15 protein-coding genes and 1 tRNA gene are annotated in these 17584 nt (G+C 63.4%); 14 read left to right on the plus strand and 2 right to left on the minus strand.

Annotated features, from left to right (window positions below; all coding sequences use genetic code 11):
* Positions 1–51 precede the first annotated feature (51 nt).
* A tRNA-Ala gene (locus tag ACE4RL_RS01990) sits at positions 52–127 on the minus strand.
* Between the two features lie 174 nt (positions 128–301).
* Positions 302–694 carry a TIGR02300 family protein gene (locus ACE4RL_RS01995; protein ID WP_375598867.1) on the minus strand — a complete coding sequence of 131 codons (393 nt, stop codon included), beginning with the start codon at positions 692–694 and terminating at the stop codon, positions 302–304.
* Between the two features lie 231 nt (positions 695–925).
* Between ACE4RL_RS01995 and ACE4RL_RS02000 the strand changes: the two genes are divergently transcribed.
* The 14 genes from ACE4RL_RS02000 (at position 926) to trxA (ending at position 17466) form a co-directional block, all read left to right on the plus strand.
* Positions 926–1579: a (d)CMP kinase gene (locus ACE4RL_RS02000; RefSeq protein ID WP_375600218.1), complete on the plus strand. Its 654-nt coding sequence runs from the start codon at positions 926–928 to the stop codon at positions 1577–1579.
* A 179-nt stretch (positions 1580–1758) separates the two neighbouring features.
* Positions 1759–3465, plus strand: a complete 1707-nt coding sequence (gene rpsA, locus ACE4RL_RS02005; protein ID WP_375598868.1) for a 30S ribosomal protein S1 — start codon at positions 1759–1761, stop codon at positions 3463–3465.
* Positions 3466–3539: 74 nt separating this feature from the next.
* On the plus strand, positions 3540–4049 hold the full coding sequence (locus ACE4RL_RS02010) for a GNAT family N-acetyltransferase (protein ID WP_375598869.1): 510 nt from the start codon (positions 3540–3542) through the stop codon (positions 4047–4049).
* Positions 4050–4111: 62 nt separating this feature from the next.
* Positions 4112–5041 (plus strand): signal peptide peptidase SppA, encoded by a 930-nt coding sequence (gene sppA, locus ACE4RL_RS02015; RefSeq protein ID WP_375598870.1) that lies wholly within the window; start codon positions 4112–4114, stop codon positions 5039–5041.
* A 39-nt stretch (positions 5042–5080) separates the two neighbouring features.
* On the plus strand, positions 5081–5362 hold the full coding sequence (locus ACE4RL_RS02020; protein ID WP_035099264.1) for an integration host factor subunit beta: 282 nt from the start codon (positions 5081–5083) through the stop codon (positions 5360–5362).
* Positions 5363–5419: 57 nt separating this feature from the next.
* Positions 5420–5782 (plus strand): lipopolysaccharide assembly protein LapA domain-containing protein, encoded by a 363-nt coding sequence (locus ACE4RL_RS02025; RefSeq protein WP_375598871.1) that lies wholly within the window; start codon positions 5420–5422, stop codon positions 5780–5782.
* A gap of 57 nt (positions 5783–5839) precedes the next feature.
* On the plus strand, positions 5840–6487 hold the full coding sequence (locus tag ACE4RL_RS02030) for a phosphoribosylanthranilate isomerase (protein ID WP_375598872.1): 648 nt from the start codon (positions 5840–5842) through the stop codon (positions 6485–6487).
* Between the two features lie 45 nt (positions 6488–6532).
* On the plus strand, positions 6533–7747 hold the full coding sequence (trpB, locus tag ACE4RL_RS02035; protein WP_375598873.1) for a tryptophan synthase subunit beta: 1215 nt from the start codon (positions 6533–6535) through the stop codon (positions 7745–7747).
* A complete protein-coding gene (gene trpA / locus ACE4RL_RS02040; protein ID WP_375598874.1) occupies positions 7747–8571 on the plus strand; it encodes a tryptophan synthase subunit alpha in 825 nt (274 codons plus the stop codon). Before trpB ends, trpA begins: the two co-directional genes overlap by 1 nt.
* A gap of 116 nt (positions 8572–8687) precedes the next feature.
* A complete protein-coding gene (gene accD / locus ACE4RL_RS02045) occupies positions 8688–9668 on the plus strand; it encodes an acetyl-CoA carboxylase, carboxyltransferase subunit beta (protein WP_375598875.1) in 981 nt (326 codons plus the stop codon).
* 158 nt (positions 9669–9826) lie between these two features.
* Positions 9827–10519 carry a nucleotidyltransferase family protein gene (locus ACE4RL_RS02050; RefSeq protein ID WP_375598876.1) on the plus strand — a complete coding sequence of 231 codons (693 nt, stop codon included), beginning with the start codon at positions 9827–9829 and terminating at the stop codon, positions 10517–10519.
* Positions 10516–13545, plus strand: a complete 3030-nt coding sequence (gene addB / locus ACE4RL_RS02055) for a double-strand break repair protein AddB (protein ID WP_375598877.1) — start codon at positions 10516–10518, stop codon at positions 13543–13545. The genes ACE4RL_RS02050 and addB overlap by 4 nt, the downstream gene beginning before the upstream one ends.
* On the plus strand, positions 13542–16973 hold the full coding sequence (gene addA / locus ACE4RL_RS02060) for a double-strand break repair helicase AddA (RefSeq protein ID WP_375598878.1): 3432 nt from the start codon (positions 13542–13544) through the stop codon (positions 16971–16973). Before addB ends, addA begins: the two co-directional genes overlap by 4 nt.
* 169 nt (positions 16974–17142) lie before the next feature.
* Positions 17143–17466: a thioredoxin gene (gene trxA / locus ACE4RL_RS02065; protein WP_375600219.1), complete on the plus strand. Its 324-nt coding sequence runs from the start codon at positions 17143–17145 to the stop codon at positions 17464–17466.
* Positions 17467–17584: the final 118 nt, after the last annotated feature.

A 17584-nucleotide genomic window follows, 5' to 3' on the forward strand; every position in this document is an offset into this window, starting at 1 on the left:
AATCGTCGCCAGAAGCCGCTAGCAGGAGAACGGCGATGCTTAAGCAGAATTTGGTGGAGCCTAGCGGGATCGAACCGCTGACCTCTTGCATGCCATGCAAGCGCTCTCCCAGCTGAGCTAAGGCCCCATCCGGGCAAGGGGCGGAACGCCATGCTTGCCGAGTGTTTTGGGTTCGTCGGGGCGTTGCCCGTCCGAAGCGAGGCGGAACCTATTGGAACATTCCGCCACTTGCAAGTGCCTAAATGACACTTTTTTATCCTGCCGGATAATTATCCCATCCGGCAGGAAAAGTTGAACAAAATCAACGGTCTTCGTCGTCGCCGACGTCGAAACCGAGGCTGTCGTCTTCGTCTTCATCTTCCTCAAGGAAGGTGTCCTCGTCATCGTCGCCCAGGTCTTCATCGACCTCGACATCTTCGACATCAGGGATATCGTCGCCGCTTTCCTCGGCGTCCGCCTCTTCAAGGCTGACGATCTCGGGCGCTGCGGTATCCTCGACTTCTTCTTCTTCGACCTGCTCTTCGTCATCCACCTTGCGGGCGGTGACCGGGCTGGGCTTGCCGGGCAGGGTTTCGAAGAAGGAGCGCGGATAGCTCTTGCCGGTATAGGGCGAGACGATCGGGTCCTGGTTCAGGTCATAGAACTTCTTGCCGGTATCGGGGTCGGTCCGCTTGGTACCGCGGTCACTGGCCATCTCTCATGCCTCGTCGAATAAGGAGAATTGCGGGCGCCTCTATAGCCGCGAGCACCCATTTCGGTTCGTCCGGTTATGGGCAAAGCCCTGCCCTGTCAAACGCAAAATGCGGGATTGCCGGACTCCTTCGGGATTCAGAGCTGTCCAGGATTGTCTGGGGAGCGCCTCTTGCCCTTGGCAGGCCACGCCGCTATCGGCTTGGACCGGCACATCACTTTTGAGGGACAGGACATGATCATTGCCGTGGATGGACCCGCCGCCTCGGGCAAGGGCACGCTGGCCGCTGGCCTCGCTCGGCATTATGACCTGCCCCATCTCGACACGGGCCTGCTCTATCGCGCAGTTGGGCTGGCGGTGGCCGGCAAGGAAGATGGCCCTGCCTTCGAGTCGGCCGCCATAGCCGCGGCAGAGGCGCTGGACGAGAGCCATCTGACTGACCTTGAGGCGCTGACGTCGGCGGATACTGGTGTTCTAGCCTCCAAGGTCGCGGTGATCGCGCAGGTGCGAGCGGCCCTATTCGATTTTCAGCGCAGTTTTGCCACCCAGCCGGGCGGGGCGGTGCTGGATGGGCGCGATATCGGCACGCGCATCTGCCCGGATGCCGACGTCAAGCTCTTCATTCAGGCCGACAGCAAGGCGCGTATGGAGCGCCGGGCGCGGCAGTTGGAGGCGCGGGGCGAGACGGTGGATCGCTACAAGCTCTTCCACCAAATCGAGGAGCGCGATGCGCGCGACATGCTCAACCCCCATGGCGGCTTCTACCAGGCCGAAGACGCGCACTTGCTCGACACGACACAAATGGGTATAGAGGCCGCACTCCGCGCTGCCATCGCGATTGTCGATCTGGCCAAGGCGCTCAAGGCAGGGGGGCATGCGCCCTCCTAATTTCCTCCTTGAGTCCGGTCCATCGGGTAATCAACCAGGCGCTGGCCCGGACTTTTGACATACCCAATCAACCTGTTCAGTGAAGCGGTGCTCCGTGCGCCGGCTTTGGCATCGCGCCAGAGCGGACCCGTATTCGGTCCAGGTTTTCAACCCCCAACCACCGGCGCCGGAGAAAGCATTTGGCACAGCAAACTGTGACGAAAGACGACTTTGAATCGATGCTGCTCGACTCCTTTGTCGACAACGATGCCGCTGAAGGCAATGTCGTCAAGGGCCGCGTCGTGGCCATCGAAAAGGACCTCGCGATCATCGACGTGGGTCTCAAGACTGAAGGCCGCGTGCCGCTGAAGGAATTCGGCCAGGCCGGCCGCGACGGCACCATCACCGTGGGTTCGGAAGTCGAGGTCTATGTGGACCGCGTCGAGAACGCCGCCGGTGAAGCCGTCCTTTCCCGTGAGAAGGCCCGCCGCGAAGAGAGCTGGGTCAAGCTCGAAGAGAAGTACAACGCCAATGAGCGCGTTGAAGGCACCATCTTCAACCAGGTCAAGGGTGGCTTCACCGTTGATCTCGAAGGCGCCGTGGCCTTCCTGCCGCGTTCGCAGGTCGACATCCGTCCGATCCGCGACATCGCGCCGCTCATGAACGTGCCGCAGCCCTTCCAGATCCTCAAGATGGACAAGCGCCGCGGCAATATCGTGGTGTCGCGCCGCGCCATCCTCGAAGAATCGCGCGCCGAACAGCGTTCGGAAATCGTCCAGCAGCTCGAAGAGGGCCAGGTGGTCGATGGCGTGGTCAAGAACATCACCGACTACGGTGCGTTCGTTGACCTGGGCGGTATCGATGGCCTGCTGCATGTCACCGACATTGCATGGCGCCGCGTCAACCACCCGTCCGAAGTGCTCACCATCGGCGAGACCATCAAGGTCCAGATCGTGCGCATCAACCACGAGAGCCACCGTATCAGCTTGGGCATGAAGCAGCTCCAGGCCGATCCGTGGGAAGGCATCGAGGCCAAGTACCCGATCCAGGCCAAGTTCTCGGGCCGCGTGACCAACATCACCGACTACGGTGCCTTTGTTGAGCTCGAGCCGGGCATTGAAGGCCTGATCCACGTCTCGGAAATGAGCTGGACCAAGAAGAACGTCCATCCGGGCAAGATCGTCTCGACCTCCCAGGAAGTCGAAGTGGTGGTGCTCGAGGTCGATCCGGACAAGCGCCGCATTTCGCTGGGTCTCAAGCAGACCCTGCAGAACCCGTGGGAAGCTTTCGCCGAAAAGAACCCGGTTGGTTCCACCATCGAAGGCGAAGTCAAGAACAAGACCGAATTCGGCCTGTTCATTGGCCTCGAAGGCGATGTGGACGGCATGGTTCACCTCTCGGACCTGGATTGGCAGAAGTCGGGCGAAATCGCGCTGGACGACTACAACCGTGGCGACATGGTCTCGGCCAAGGTGCTCGACGTCGATGTCGACAAGGAACGCATCTCGCTTGGCATCAAGCAGCTTGCTGCTGACGGCCTGGCCGATACCGGCGCTTCCGATGGCACCGGCCTGCGCAAGAATGCCGTGGTCACCACCGAGGTTATCGAAGTCAACGATGGCGGCATTGAAGTGCGCATCGCTGACAGCGAAGTGACGGCGTTTATCCGCCGCGCCGACCTCAGCCGTGACCGCAACGACCAGCGTCCGGAGCGTTTCTCCAAGGGCGAAAAGGTCGATGCGCGCATCACCCAGTACGACCGCAAGACCGGCCGTATCCAGCTCTCGATCAAGGCGCTGGAAATCGCCGAAGAACGCGAAGCCGTGGCCAATTTCGGTTCCTCGGATTCGGGTGCTTCGCTCGGCGATATCCTGGGCGCAGCCCTCAAGGGCCGCGACGACAAGTAAGCGTTATCGCTTTGCATTAAAGCTCGCGACCCGCGCCAAAAGGCGCGGGTCGTTTCACGTAGGAAGGCCAGTTCATGATGCAGTTTCGCGACGTCGCCTGGCGCGCTTTGACGGGCTACGACTTCGGGGCGGTGTTCGACATAGCCAATCGCGTGCATCCGGGGTTTTTCGAGACCGAAACGGTGCTGGCGGAGAAATTCGCGCTGTACCGCAATGGCTGCTATCTGCTCGAAGTCTCGGAAAAGCCGGCCGGCTATGTCCTCAGCCACCCCTGGAAGCGGGGAGATCTGCCGGCCCTGAATACATTGCTGGGCACGATCCCGGCCGATGCCGACAGCTATTACATTCACGATCTGGCCCTCTTGCCACTGACCCGGGGCCTGGGCGCTGCCAAGCAGATCGTCAATGCGCTGACCAAGCATGCGAGGGCAATGGGTTATGGGACGATGAGCCTGGTCGCGGTTAATGGTTCACTGCCATTTTGGGAGAAGCAGGGTTTCGCGGTCGAAGATCGCCCTGACCTCAGCGAGAAGCTCGCGGCCTATGAAGATACGGCGCGCTACATGGTCAAAGCCGTGCCCTAAGACGGCCGCTTGCCATCCAGGCTCGACCCCGGTACCTGCTAGGCCAGATTGGAGAGCCGCCTGTGTCCGACCAGATGCATCATGACGTTCTTGCTGCCGACCACTTTCGCCGCTCCCGCGGGCTGTGGCGGTGGCTGGCCCTGTTGGCGGCCATCATTGCCGTGCTGGCGCTGGTTGGGCGTTTCGCGCTGCCCCAGTTTGCCGGGGGCGAGCACATCGCCCGCGTCGTCATTAGCGGCACCATTACCACCGATGCGGCACGGTCGCGCGCCATTCAGGCAATGATCGAGGACGATACGGTCCAGGCGGTCATTGTCTCGATCAATTCGCCCGGCGGCACGACTGCGGGCGGCGAAGAACTCTACGAAGATTTGCGGCGGCTGTCGGCTGCCAAGCCGGTGGTCTCAACCATTGATGAGCTGGGCGCCTCGGCCGCTTACATGACGGCCATCGGTACCGATCGGATTTTTGCCCGACGTCTTTCGATCATTGGCTCCATCGGCGTGCTTTATCAGCACGTCAATGCCGGCAAATTGCTCGACAGCATCGGGGTCAATTTCGACAAGGTGGCCTCGGGTCCCTTGAAGGCAGAGCCGGATTTCGACGAGCCGCTGACTGGCGCGCCGCGCGCATCCATCACCGAACTGGTCGAGGACAGCTTTGCCTGGTTTGTCGACATAGTCGCCGAGCGCCGCGGATTGAGCCGGGCGGAAACACTGGCGCTCGCCGATGGACGCATTGTCACCGGCCGGATTGGACTGCAGGCCGGGCTGATCGATGCCATCGGGGCGCAGCATGAAGCGCTGGATTGGCTCGAGAGCGAACATGGGATCGATCCGCAGACTTCTGTCGTTACAGTCTGGCCAAGGGAGCAGAACGAGTTGTCCTGGATCGGCGACTTGCTGGGCAAGTCAGCCAGGAGCCTGTTTGGATTTTCGAGCGAAACTCCTGTGATGCTTGACGGTTTGGTCTCGCTTTGGCAGGTTGAATAGACCCCGAGGAGGGGCAATGGGTCGATACCGGAGCCTTTGATGATCAAGTCTGAACTTGTCGAGAAGCTCGCCGCGGAGAACCCGCATCTTTTCCAACGTGACATCGAGAACATCGTCAATGCGATCCTCGACGAGATCGGGGATGCGATGGCTCGGGGCGACCGAGTCGAGCTGCGCGGCTTCGGCGCCTTCTCGGTGAAGAACCGCCCCGCGCGGGTGGGTCGCAATCCGCGCACCGGCGAACAGGTCGATGTGGGCGAAAAGTATGTACCCCAGTTCAAGGCCGGCAAGGAAATCCGCGAGCGGCTGAACCGCTCGTGATTATCGCAGACGGCACAAGATAAGGATTGGAGCCGGCAGGCTCCCTGGAACGCCTCAATGGTCAACAAAATTGTCGGCTGGCTCGTCCTGGTCCCGCTCTGCGCCGTGTTGATTGCCTTTGCACTGGCCAATCGCCACCTTGTGGCGGTCAATCTCAATCCCTTTGGCGCGCCTGCCGATGCCAGCGCCGCCGGCTATGGCATTCCGCTGTTTGTGGTGCTCTATGTGGTCCTCCTGATCGGCGTCCTGCTGGGCGGCACCGCGAGCTGGTTTGCGCAGGCCGAGCACCGCCGCCGTGAGCGGCACTGGCGCCGCGAGGCCCAGCATCTGGGAGAAGAACTCGACGCCCTGCGCAAGAACAACGGCGAATCGCGCCGTGGCCCAATGGCCGAAGTCGATGACCTGCTGGAACTGCGATGACGGACGGCGCAGTGCGGCTCTTGATCCTCTTTCCGTCCCGTTGAGCCACCCCCGACTATGGCCGATCCACTGATCGTCAAAATTTGCGGCATCAAGACCCATGACCTGCTCGACGCGACCATCGCGGCCGGCGCCGACATGGTGGGCTTCATGCATTTTCCACGCTCGCCGCGCCACGTTTCCATCGATGAGCTGGGCGGGCTGATCTCAGCGGCGCGCGGCCGCATCGAAAGCTGCGTCGTGCTGGTCAATCCAGACAATTCCTGCGTGGCTGAAGTGGCCGCGTTGGGGCCGGACTGGATCCAGCTCCATGGCCCGGAAACGCCACATCGCGTTGAGGCGATCCGCGCCGAGGCCGGCGTTGAAATCATCAAGGCGCTGCCGATCGGGTCGGCCGAAGACATCAAGCAGGTGGCCGCATTTGCCGAAGTCGCCGACCGTATATTACTCGACGCCAAGCCACCCAAAGGAGCCGACCGGCCCGGCGGTTTGGGTGAAAGCTTTGACTGGCGGCTGCTCGAAGCGCTTGACCCGTCCATCCCCTTCATGCTTTCCGGGGGCCTGACGCCGGACAATGTGGCTGCTGCAGTGCGCCAAGTCGGGCCGATGGGGATCGATGCCTCTTCGGGTCTCGAAACAGCACCGGGCGTCAAGAACACAAAACTGATCGAGGCGTTCATCCGCAACGCCCGGGCAGCCGTATAGCACCAGCAAGCCGGGTTGTTCTCGGCGCTGGCCGAGAGGATCCCGATGGACCGCACCAATTCCCTGCGCAATGGCCCGGACGAGCATGGGCGTTTCGGTATTTATGGCGGGCGTTTTGTCGCCGAAACGCTCATGCCGCTGATCCTGGACCTGGAACATGAATATCGGGCCGCCAAAGAGGATCCGGCCTATGCCGCCGAACTCAAGCACCTGGCCACGCATTATACCGGCCGACCCAGCCCGCTTTATTTCGCCGAGCGGCTAACGGCGCATCTGGGCGGCGCCAAGGTGTGGTTCAAGCGCGAAGAGCTCAACCACACCGGCAGCCACAAGATCAATAATTGCCTGGGACAAATCCTGCTCGCCAAGCGCATGGGCAAGACGCGGGTGATCGCGGAAACCGGCGCCGGCCAGCATGGCGTGGCGACGGCGACGGTCTGCGCCAAGTTCGACCTGCCCTGCACCATCTTCATGGGCGCAACAGATGTTGAACGGCAAATGCCCAATGTCTTGCGCATGAAAATGCTGGGCGCCGAGGTGCGGCCGGTCACGGCTGGCGCCGGGACGCTCAAGGACGCCATGAACGAGGCCCTGCGCGACTGGGTCACCAATGTGGATTCCACCTATTACCTGATCGGCACGGCGGCCGGACCGCATCCCTATCCGGAAATGGTGCGCGACTTCCAGTCGGTGATCGGCACCGAGCTCAAGGAACAGTTCCGCGAGGCCGAGGGCAAATTGCCGGACGCCGTGGTGGCTTGCGTGGGCGGGGGTTCGAACGCCATCGGCACGTTCCACGCCTTCCTCGATGATCCCGAAGTCGCCCTTTATGGTGCCGAGGCGGGCGGGCATGGCATCGAGACCGAGAATGGCCATGCCGCCTCGATGACCGGCGGGCGCCCCGGCGTGCTGCACGGCAACCGGACCTATCTCTTGCAGGATGGGGACGGGCAGATCCTGGAAGGCCATTCCATTTCGGCCGGTCTGGATTATCCCGGTGTCGGACCGGAGCATTCTTTCCTGCACGATACCAAGCGCGTGACCTATGCGCCCATTACCGACAATGAGGCGCTGGACGCCTTCCAGCTGTGCACGAAAATGGAAGGCATTATTCCGGCGCTGGAAAGCGCGCATGGGCTGGCGCAGGTGCTCAAGCTGGCCCCCACGCTGGGTAAGGACCAGTCCATTGTGCTCTGTCTTTCGGGGCGCGGCGACAAGGACGTCGAAAGTGTCGGCAAACATCTGGGGCTGCTGAAATAATGACCACGCGTATCGATGCGCGCTTTGCCCAGTGCAAGGCCGAGAACCGCCCCGCTCTTGTCACCTATGTCATGGGCGGCGATCCGGACCTCAGCACCAGCCAGGCCATTCTCAATGCCTTGCCGCAGGCCGGGGCCGATGTGATCGAGCTGGGCCTGCCCTTTTCCGACCCCATGGCCGATGGCGTCGTGATCCAGATGGCGGGGCAGCGGGCGCTGGCTGCCGGGCAGACCCTATTGGGCGTGCTGGGCATGGTGGAAGAGTTCCGGCGCAATGATGACACCACCCCGATCGTGATGATGGGTTACTACAACCCTCTCTACATCTTCGGCGTCGAGCGCTTCATCACCGCAGCCAAGGAGGCTGGCGTCGATGGCCTGATCATTGTGGACCTGCCGGCCGAAGAGGATGAGGAATTGTGCATCCCGGCGCTCAAGGCGGGGCTCAATTTCATTCGCCTGACCACGCCGACCACGGACGACCGGCGCCTGCCGGTGGTGCTCAAGAACACGTCGGGCTTTGTCTATTACGTCTCGATGACCGGCATTACCGGAGCCGCCATCAAGTCGCGCGCGGCGGTGGGTGAAGCGGTGCAACGAATCAAGAGTCACACAGACCTGCCGGTGGCGGTCGGCTTTGGCATCAAGACCGCCGAGGATGCCGCCGAGATCGGCAAGTATTCCGACGGCGTCGTCGTGGGCACGGTACTGGTCGATGCGGTGGCAAAATCGCTGGACCACGGCCGGGCAACAGACCGGACGGTTGCAGCCGTCAGCGAACTGGTGGCGGAGCTTGCTGCCGGGGTGAAACGGGCACGCGGTTAACGCTGTCCACAAGCACAGGGTCAGGCGCTTTGCGGCTTGCTGCAGGGCCTGATAAGATTTGCCACAATTAACGACTACGTGATCCTGAAAACTGGATCACCGCGAAAGGCCGCGCCATGAACTGGATCGACAATTTCGTCCGCCCCAAAATCCGCTCCTTCCTTTCCAACAAACGGGAAACGCCGGAGAACCTCTGGGTCAAGGACCCGGAATCGGGCGAGATGGTGTTCTACCGCGATCTCGAGGCCAATCAGTGGGTGGTGCCCAATTCGGGATACCACATGAAGATCAAGCCGGCCGACCGGCTGGCGACCTTTCTGGACGGTGGCAAATATGACCTGGTGCCGGTGGCTTCCGTGCCGGTCGACCCGCTGAAATTCCGCGACCAGAAGCGCTATACTGACCGCCTCAAGGAAAATCGCGCCAAGACCGGCCATGAGGACAGCGTGCTGGTGGCGACCGGCAAGCTCTATGAGCGCGCGGTGACTGTCGCGATCCAGGACTTCGACTTCATGGGCGGCTCGCTGGGCATGGCCGCCGGACAGGGCATCATTACCGGCATCGAGACCGCTGCGCGGCTCAAGACCCCGTTCATCCTGTTCGTCTCATCGGGCGGCGCCCGCATGCAGGAAGGCATTCTGAGCCTGATGCAGATGGCCCGCACGACCGTGGCCGTGCTGCGCCTGCGCGAAGCGGGTCTGCCGTTCTTCGTGGTGCTGACCAACCCGACCACCGGTGGCGTCACCGCCTCCTATGCAATGATCGGCGATGTGCATATTGCCGAACCGGGTGCCCTGATCGGCTTTGCCGGGCAGCGCGTCATCGAGCAGACCATTCGCGAGAAACTGCCCAAGGGCTTCCAGCGCTCGGAATATCTGCTCAGCCACGGCATGGTTGACATGGTGGTGCACCGCCATAACATGCGCTCGACCATTGGCTCGCTGGCCGCGATCCTGACCAATGCGCCGCCCAATGAGGCCATTGCGGCAACCAGCCCCAAGGCGCTGACCGACCAGTCCAGCCTGCGCGACGCGGCGGTGGCCGCCGAGGGCGATGACGATCTTGATCCGCCTGCTACTGCAGCGCACGCCGAATAAGGGCGTGCATCTAGGGAAGTTCACTGTTTCGTTGAAACAGCGAAGTTCCCCCGGTTTTGCTTGTGGCGTTTTCGCGCCGCAAAACCGCTGCCACTTTTGCTGAAAACGCTTCGGTAGCGGGCTGGACAGGTCCGGTTCGCCACTGTTCTATCCGGGGCATGAGTGCCGATGCCCGATTCCCCGATGTGATGCTGCTCGCCGCCGGGCTGGGCACGCGTTTGAAACCGATGACCGACAGTGTGCCCAAGCCGCTGGTGCGGGTCTCGGGAACGCCGCTGATCGAGCGCGTCATGGCCAATGCGCGGGCCGAGGGCGCCAAGCGTTTCGTGGCCAATGCGCATTACCGCGCCGACCAATTGCTGGCCCATTTCGGCGGGCTTTTGAAGGTCAATCGCGAAGAGGTGCTGCTCGATACCGGCGGCGGGGTCAAGGCGGCCCTGCCCATGCTGCATTCTGACCCCTTCTTGGTGATGAACACCGATGCCTTCTGGCCGGCAGGCAGCGATGCGCCGCTGGGGCGGATGCTGCAGCGCTATCAGCACAGCGAGGACATCGTACTGCTTTGCGTGCAGCCTGCACGTGCCAGTGGATTCGCCCGCAGCCATGATTTTTGCCTCGACCCCATGGGCCGGATCACGCGCGATTATGGCGCGCCGGTCATCTATGGCGGCGTGGCGCTGATGGGGCGGAGCGTGTTTAACGACACCCCGGACGGCCCGTTCTCGCTCAATCTGCTGTTCGAGGCCGCGCTGGAGCGCGAACACCTCAAAGGCGTGGTGCTGGACGCGCCCTGGTTTCATGTCGGAGACCCTGCAGGGCTGGCAGCAGCGGAACAGGCGCTCAATCCATGAACCTGTTCACCATCGCCCCGCATACCCCTTTCCTGCCCTGCCTTGTAGACGCGGTGATGGACGGGCGGCTGCTGGGCGATTGGGACCGCAGCGGCCCGTTCTGGCTATCGGATGTCACCATCATCCTGCCCACGCGCCGGGCGCTGGACAGCTTGGCCGAGAGCTTTGCGCGCCACCCTCAGTTTGGCGGCCTGCTGCCGGATTTGCGCACTTTTGGCGGCGAGGTGGAAGACGAAGAGCCGTTCCTGCCGCCTTTTGACGCCGAGAAGGAGGCCTGGCCCGCCAGCCCGCTGCGGAGGCGGCTGATCCTGTCCGATCTTGTCGCCGCCTGGGCCAGAAGTGAGGCGGGGCGCGAAGCCTTTTCCACCCCGCCAACGGCGGCGGAAATCTTCTCGATGGCCGAATCGCTAGGCCGGCTGATCGATGACCTCCATATCGAGGAGCGGAGCGCTGCCGACATTCGGGCTCTGGGCGATGAGATGGCAGAGGAGCTGGGCAATTACTGGCAGCAAACGCTGCAATTTCTCGATATTGCGCTCGAAGCCTGGCCGGGCTGGCTCAGCACGCATGGTCTGGCCGACCCAGCGGCGTTGCGTGGCCGCAGGCTCATGCGCCAGGCGGATGCGGCCGCATTTCTTTTTGGCCACAAGCCAGTGATTGCCGCCGGATCGACCGGCTCGATCCCGGCCACTGCAAGGCTGCTCAAGACCATTGCCCAATTGCCCAGGGGTGCCGTCGTGCTGCCGGGACTCGACAGGGAGATGGGTCCAGAGATACTCGAAGGCTTTCTCGACCCCAACAGCAACCCGCATGGCCATCCGCAATACGGCCTGGCCCAGTTGCTGCGCGGCTTCGGGGCCGGCATCGACCAGGTGACCGAGTTGTGCGGCAGCGGACATCCACGCACCCGGTTGGTCAATCTGGCGCTGGCGCCGACCGCGCAAACCGCGCTTTGGCCGGAGCGGCGGTTGCCGGCGGCGGACTTGTCCAGAGCGCTGGAGGGCGTTTCGATCATCGCCGCCCGTAATGAGGATGAGGAGGCCCGCGCTATCGCCCTTGCGGCGCGCGACGCCCTGGCCCGGGAAGAAGGCACCACGGTCGGCATCGTGACACCAGACGGCAATCTGGCGCGGCGCATCGCAGCGGAGCTGAAGCGGTTCGACATCGAGGTCGATGACGCAGCCGGTACACCGCTATTTCACGCCCCGGCGGGGCGGCTGGCGCGGCAATTGCTTAATCTGGTGCAGACCAATTGCGCCGCGGTGGACCTTTTGGCGCTGTTGCGCAATCGGGCCACCAATCTGGGGCTTGAGCGCGGTGCCGTCGTGGCGCTGGCAGACGATATTGATCTGGGGCTGCTGCGCGGTCAGCGCCCGGCGCCGGGCATTGCCGGATTGCGGGCAATGCTGGCCGCGCATTTGGCCGGTCAACTCAAATATCCCGCGCGGACAGTGTCGCCTGAACGCGGCGCGGCGATCGCCCGGCTGCTGGACCGGCTAGAGGCAGCGCTGGCGCCACTGTTTGCCCTGATGGAGCGGACCGACCTGCCCGCCTCGTCGCTGGCCATTGCCCTGGGGGAGGCGATGGCCGCGATCAGCGCCGGCGCCCCCCTGCCCGGCCGTCGCGAAATGGAAGACTGGGTCCGCCAGATGCAGGAGCTCTCCGGCCAGGGGCACCGCTTTGCGCCGCGGGGCCTGGAAGATGTTCTGGCCGTGCTGATGACCGGCATCGATGTGCGCCATGTGGCACTGGAGGAGCGCCGCCGGGATATCGCCATCTGGGGACAACTCGAGGCGCGGCTGATGAGCCCGGATGTGCTGATCCTGGGGGCGCTCAACGAAGACAAATGGCCAGCAACCGCTGATCCGGGACCCTGGCTCAGCCGGGGCATGCGGCTGGGTGCAGGGCTGGAACCGCCCGAGCGGCAACAGGGCCTGGCCGCGCATGATTTTGCCCAGGCGCTGGGCAACAGCCAGGTTATTCTGGCCTATGCCGAACGCGTGGGCGCCAGCCCGGCCCTGCCCTCGCGGCTGGTGCAAAGGCTCGATGCCTTTATCGGCGAAGATGCCGCCAACCAATTGCGCGGACGGGGCGAGGCCTGGGTCCGTCAGGCGCGGCGACTGGACATGGTGGCGCGCGTGGTGCCCGCCATGCGGCCGATGCCCAATCCGCCTGTTGCGCTGCGGCCGCGCAAGCTTTCGGTCACCGAGATCGAAACGCTGATGCGCTCGCCCTATGACCTGTATGCCAAGCATGTGTTGAAGCTGAAACCGCTCGACGCGCTGGGCGAGGACCCCGACGCACGCGAGCGCGGCACGATCATCCACGCCATTTTCGCCCGCTTCGTCTTCGAGAACTGTGATCCGGCGGCGCCGGAGGCGCTGGACCGGCTGATGGAAATCGCAGCGGAGGAGTTTGGTGGGCTCGAGGCCATTGGCGAGCGCCGCGACATCTGGCTGCGACGCTTTGCGACTGCAGCCGCGCAGTTTCTGGAGTATGAGCGCGATCGCGCCGCCTTCGTCGCCAAGCGCCATGCCGAAATCTCCGGGCGCTGGGAGCTGAAGCTCGTTGAACCCTTCGCCATTACCGGTCAAGCCGACCGCGTCGATCTGCTCAGGGATGGCACGCTGGAAATTCTCGATTTCAAGACCGGATCGCCGCCGAGCAATGCAGCGATGAAGGCGTTCGAGGCGCCGCAATTGCCGGTGGAAGCCATGATGGCGCTCAATGCGGGCCTTAAGGGCATTCCGCAGGCCGATACCAGCGCGCTGACCTATATCAAGATCGGGCTGGGGCCCGAGGCCTTCAAGCCGAGTGCTTTTGCGACACCCGACGGGATGAGCGTGATGGACGCCGCCGAAGAGGTGTTCCGGCGGGTACAGCTGCATATCGAGCATTTCCTGTTTCACCAGACGGCCCTGCCCGCCCGCCTTCTGCCGCTCAAGAGCCAGCGCTTTGCCGGGGCCTATGACCATCTGGCCCGGGTGTCCGAATGGACGGCCGTGGATGGCGAGGAGGAGCCATGAGCGATCGCGGCAAGCTCGTCGTTCCCAGTGATACCAGTCAGAGCCAGGCTCTGGCGGGCAATCCGGATTATTCGATCTGGGTGGAGGCCAATGCCGGCTCGGGCAAGACCTTTGTGCTCACCACCCGCGTCTTGCGGCTGTTGCTGGCCGGGGTGAAGCCGCAATCGATCCTCTGCCTCACCTATACCAAGGCAGCGGCGGCAGAGATGCGCAAGCGCGTGGGAGCAAGGCTTGCCGCATGGGCGGTGGCAAATCCCGCAGCCTTGCATCAGGAACTGGTGGAGCTGACCGGAAGAGACTCGGATGCGCGGCTGCTGGAGGATGCCCGGACGCTGTTTGCCAAGGCGCTGGAAACGCCGGGGGGCCTGCGCATCCTGACCATCCACGCGTTTTGCGAGGCGGTGCTGCACCGCTTTCCAATTGAAGCCGGGGTGCCGTTCGACTTTGCCGTGATCGAGGATGACCGCCAGGCCCAGATGTTGCTGGCGGCACGCGAGAGCGTGCTGGCCGAGGGGCTGCGGGGCGGCGAGAATGCCGCGGCGGTTGAGACGCTGTTCACCCTGATGAGCGACAGCGCCATTACTGAAGCCATCGGTGCGGCGCTGAGCGAGGGGGCGAAACTCAAACCGGTGCTGGCGGACATTGCCGGGGCAAAGACCCGGCTGCGAGCACTGGTGGGCGTGAGCGGCAGCGCCACGGAGATCGCCAAAGAGATCGTTTCGGGCACCGCGCTGACGCGGCCGGTCTGGCAGGACATCCTGTCGAGTTTCGACTCGGACCCGGCGGGGAAGCGCTTCATCGATCTGATTGCACGGCTTGACCCGGACCGCCTGAGCGCGCAGCAGCTTTGCGCCCTGTTCGTCACAGAGGACAAGGACAAGACCAAGCAGCCCCGGGCGCGGCTGCTCAATGCCGCCCAGGCCAAGGCCAAGCCGGTCCTGCAGGGATTGCTGGAGGACGAACGCGAACGGGTGTTTTCGCTGGAACGCCAGTTGGCCGGGGCGCTGCTGGTGGAACGGAGCGAAGCGGTGCTTGATGTGGTGGCCGCCATTGCCAGGCGCTATGAGACCGAAAAACGCCGGCACGCCCTGCTCGACTTCGATGACCTGGTCGAAAAGCTTGGAGATCTGTTTTCCAACCAGGCGCTGGGACCGTGGGTGCAATACAAGCTCGATGCCGGGATCGACCATATTCTGGTTGATGAAAGCCAGGACACCAATGAGCAGCAATGGCGCGTGGTCAATGCGCTGGCCGATGAGTTCTTTGCTGGCGCGGGGGCGGTGACCCAGCCGCGTTCGGTGTTTGCCGTGGGCGACCAGAAGCAATCGATCTATTCGTTCCAGGGCGCGCAGCCGGTGCTGTTCGGCCACACGGGACGCAACATTGCCCGCCGGGCGAGCGAGGCGGACAAGCTGTTCCGCAATGTGCGGCTGCATACCAGCTTCCGCACCCTCAAAGGCATTCTCGCCGCCGTGGACCGGGTTTGCGACCGGGCTGATATCCAGGCAGCTTTGCTGGCCGATGAAAAAATCATCCACCAGCCGGCGCGCAGCCAGGAAGGTGGCAGCGTTACCCTCTGGCCGCCCGTGCAGGAGGAAAAGACCGAGCGCGACACCAGCCAATGGCCACGCGTTGCGGTAGAAGCCGAGCAGAGTGCCAACCGGCAGGTGGCCCTGCGCATTGCCCGCGAGATCCGGTCGTGGATCGATGAAGGGCGCATTCTGGGTGAGCGCAACCGGCCCGTCGGTGCCGATGACGTGCTGATCCTGGTGCAGAAGCGTGGTCCGCTGTTTCAGGAAATCATCCGCGCCCTGCGCAGCGAGCGCTTGCCCACACCAGGCGCCGACCGGCTGGCGGTAACCGGCCATATTGCGGTGCTGGACCTGCTGGCCCTGATCGATGTGCTGCTCAACCCGGCTGACGATTTGCAGTTGGCGGCGCTGTTGCGCTCGCCGCTGTTCGATCTGACCGAGGACGATCTTTACGCAATTGCCCAGCCACGCGACCCGGGGCAGACGCTGTGGTCGGCGCTGTTTGCGGCGACAGGAGACAGTGCAGCGGCGGCGGCTGAACGCCTGGGCCGCTGGCGGGCCGCGCTCGATATGGAGCGGCCCTTCGAATTTCTCGCCGGCGTGCTCTATGCCGAGGACGGCCTCAAACGCTTCCACGCCAGACTGGGCACGGAAGTGGATGATGTGCTGACCGAACTGCTGGAGCTGGCGCTGACCCATGAGCAGGGGCCGCAGCCTTCCCTGCAGGGCTTTGCCGCCGAAATGCGGCGGCGGGCCGTGACCATCAAGCGCGAACTGGCCGAAAGCGGCGGCGGCGTACGGGTAATGACGGTGCATGGCGCCAAGGGGCTCGAGGCACCCATCGTCATTCTGGCCGATGCCACCGGCAAGCCCAATGCCAGCCAGACCAGCAAGCCGGTCTATGCCATCGACAAGGCGCCGGGGCCGCTCCTGCTGCATGCGGCCTCCAAAAACCAGCATGTTCCGGCGACTGCGCAATTGCGCCAGGAGATCGACGCTGTGCGCGAGCGGGAATATTGGCGCCTGCTCTATGTGGGCATGACCCGGGCCGAGGACGAACTCTATGTCACCGGCCCATTGGGTGTGAAAGGCAGGCTGGCCGGCTCATGGTATGACGCCATAGAAATGGGGCTGGGCGAGGCCTTGCAGCCCGTGGTCGACGCGGCTGGCGACACAGTCGCGCAGATTTTCCCGGCGACCATGGCAGCCCGGTTCGACCGGCAGCTGGCCAAAAATCCGGTGCCTCCGGTGGAGCTGGTGCTGGATCCCGTTCCGCCGCCGCCGAAGATCCCGGTGATTGCGCCAAGCTATGCCGCCATAGGAACTGGCCATGCCGATGCCCTGGCGACCAAGGCGGACATGTTGCGTGATGCGGAAACGGCCAGAAAATCGGGCCTAGCGCTGCACGCGCTGCTGCAGCATCTGGGCCGGGTTCCGGAAGGGGAGCGGGCCCGCGTGGCGCCGCGCGCGCTTGAAACGCTGCTGCCCGATATGGCGCAGAACCACCAGGTCATCGCCAAAAAGGCGCAGACCATCCTCAACGAACCGGCCTTTGCGCGCCTGTTTGGGCCTGATAGCCGGGCCGAGCTGCCGTTTCGCGTGGCCGCGACACGCAGGGGGGAGCCGATCTGGCTCAGTGGCCGGATCGATCGCGTGGTGGTTGACGAGGAGGGGGTGCTGGTGGTGGACTACAAGTCCGACGCGTCGGTTCCCAAAGGAGCGGACGGCGTGCCGGGGAACTATCTCACCCAGCTAGGATTGTATGCGTTGGTTGCAGGTCAGCTTTTCCCCGGACGGCCGGTGCGGGCGGCAATCTTGTGGACAGAATTGGAATCATTGATGAAATTGCCAGACGAGCTGCTTGATGCGGCTCGCTCGGACTTCACCCTGCGGTGATCGGGCTTGTCGCAAGGCTGGACTCTCACCAGCTTTGGGAGCAAACAGACCGCCGCTTCCGGACGAGGATCTGAAAGGTTCATCCGGATTTGAGATACGAAAGCGCATCGCAACGTTCCGGTCTGGGACCTGCGTATCAGCCGCCAAAGTAGAAAAAGGCATGAAAACCATGACCAAAGCCGTTTCCGAAGCCACCTTTGGCCAGGAAGTCCTGAGCTCCAGCGAACCCGTCCTCGTCGACTTCTGGGCCGAATGGTGCGGCCCGTGCCGGGCCATTGCCCCGGTGCTGGACGAGCTGTCCTCCGAGCTCGAGGGCAAGGTGAAGATCGTCAAGCTCAATGTCGACGAGAACCCGGGCATTGCCGCCCAGTATGGTGTGCGCTCGATCCCGACCATGATCCTGTTCAAGGCCGGGGAAGCCGCCGACATGAAGGTCGGCGCCGGCACGCCCAAGGCGGGCCTGACCAAGTGGCTCGAGGGCCACGCCGCCTAGAGCCTCTGCCTGACCAATGGTTTCGAGAGACACCGCGGGAGCGATCCGGCGGTGTTTTTCTTTTGCCGACCGCCGTCGCGCGACGGGCTGCGCATCAAATCCCGCGCGCCACTCGGCT

It is taken from the genome of Devosia polycyclovorans, assembly GCF_042181575.1.
In the GTDB taxonomy this organism is placed as follows: domain Bacteria; phylum Pseudomonadota; class Alphaproteobacteria; order Rhizobiales; family Devosiaceae; genus Devosia; species Devosia polycyclovorans.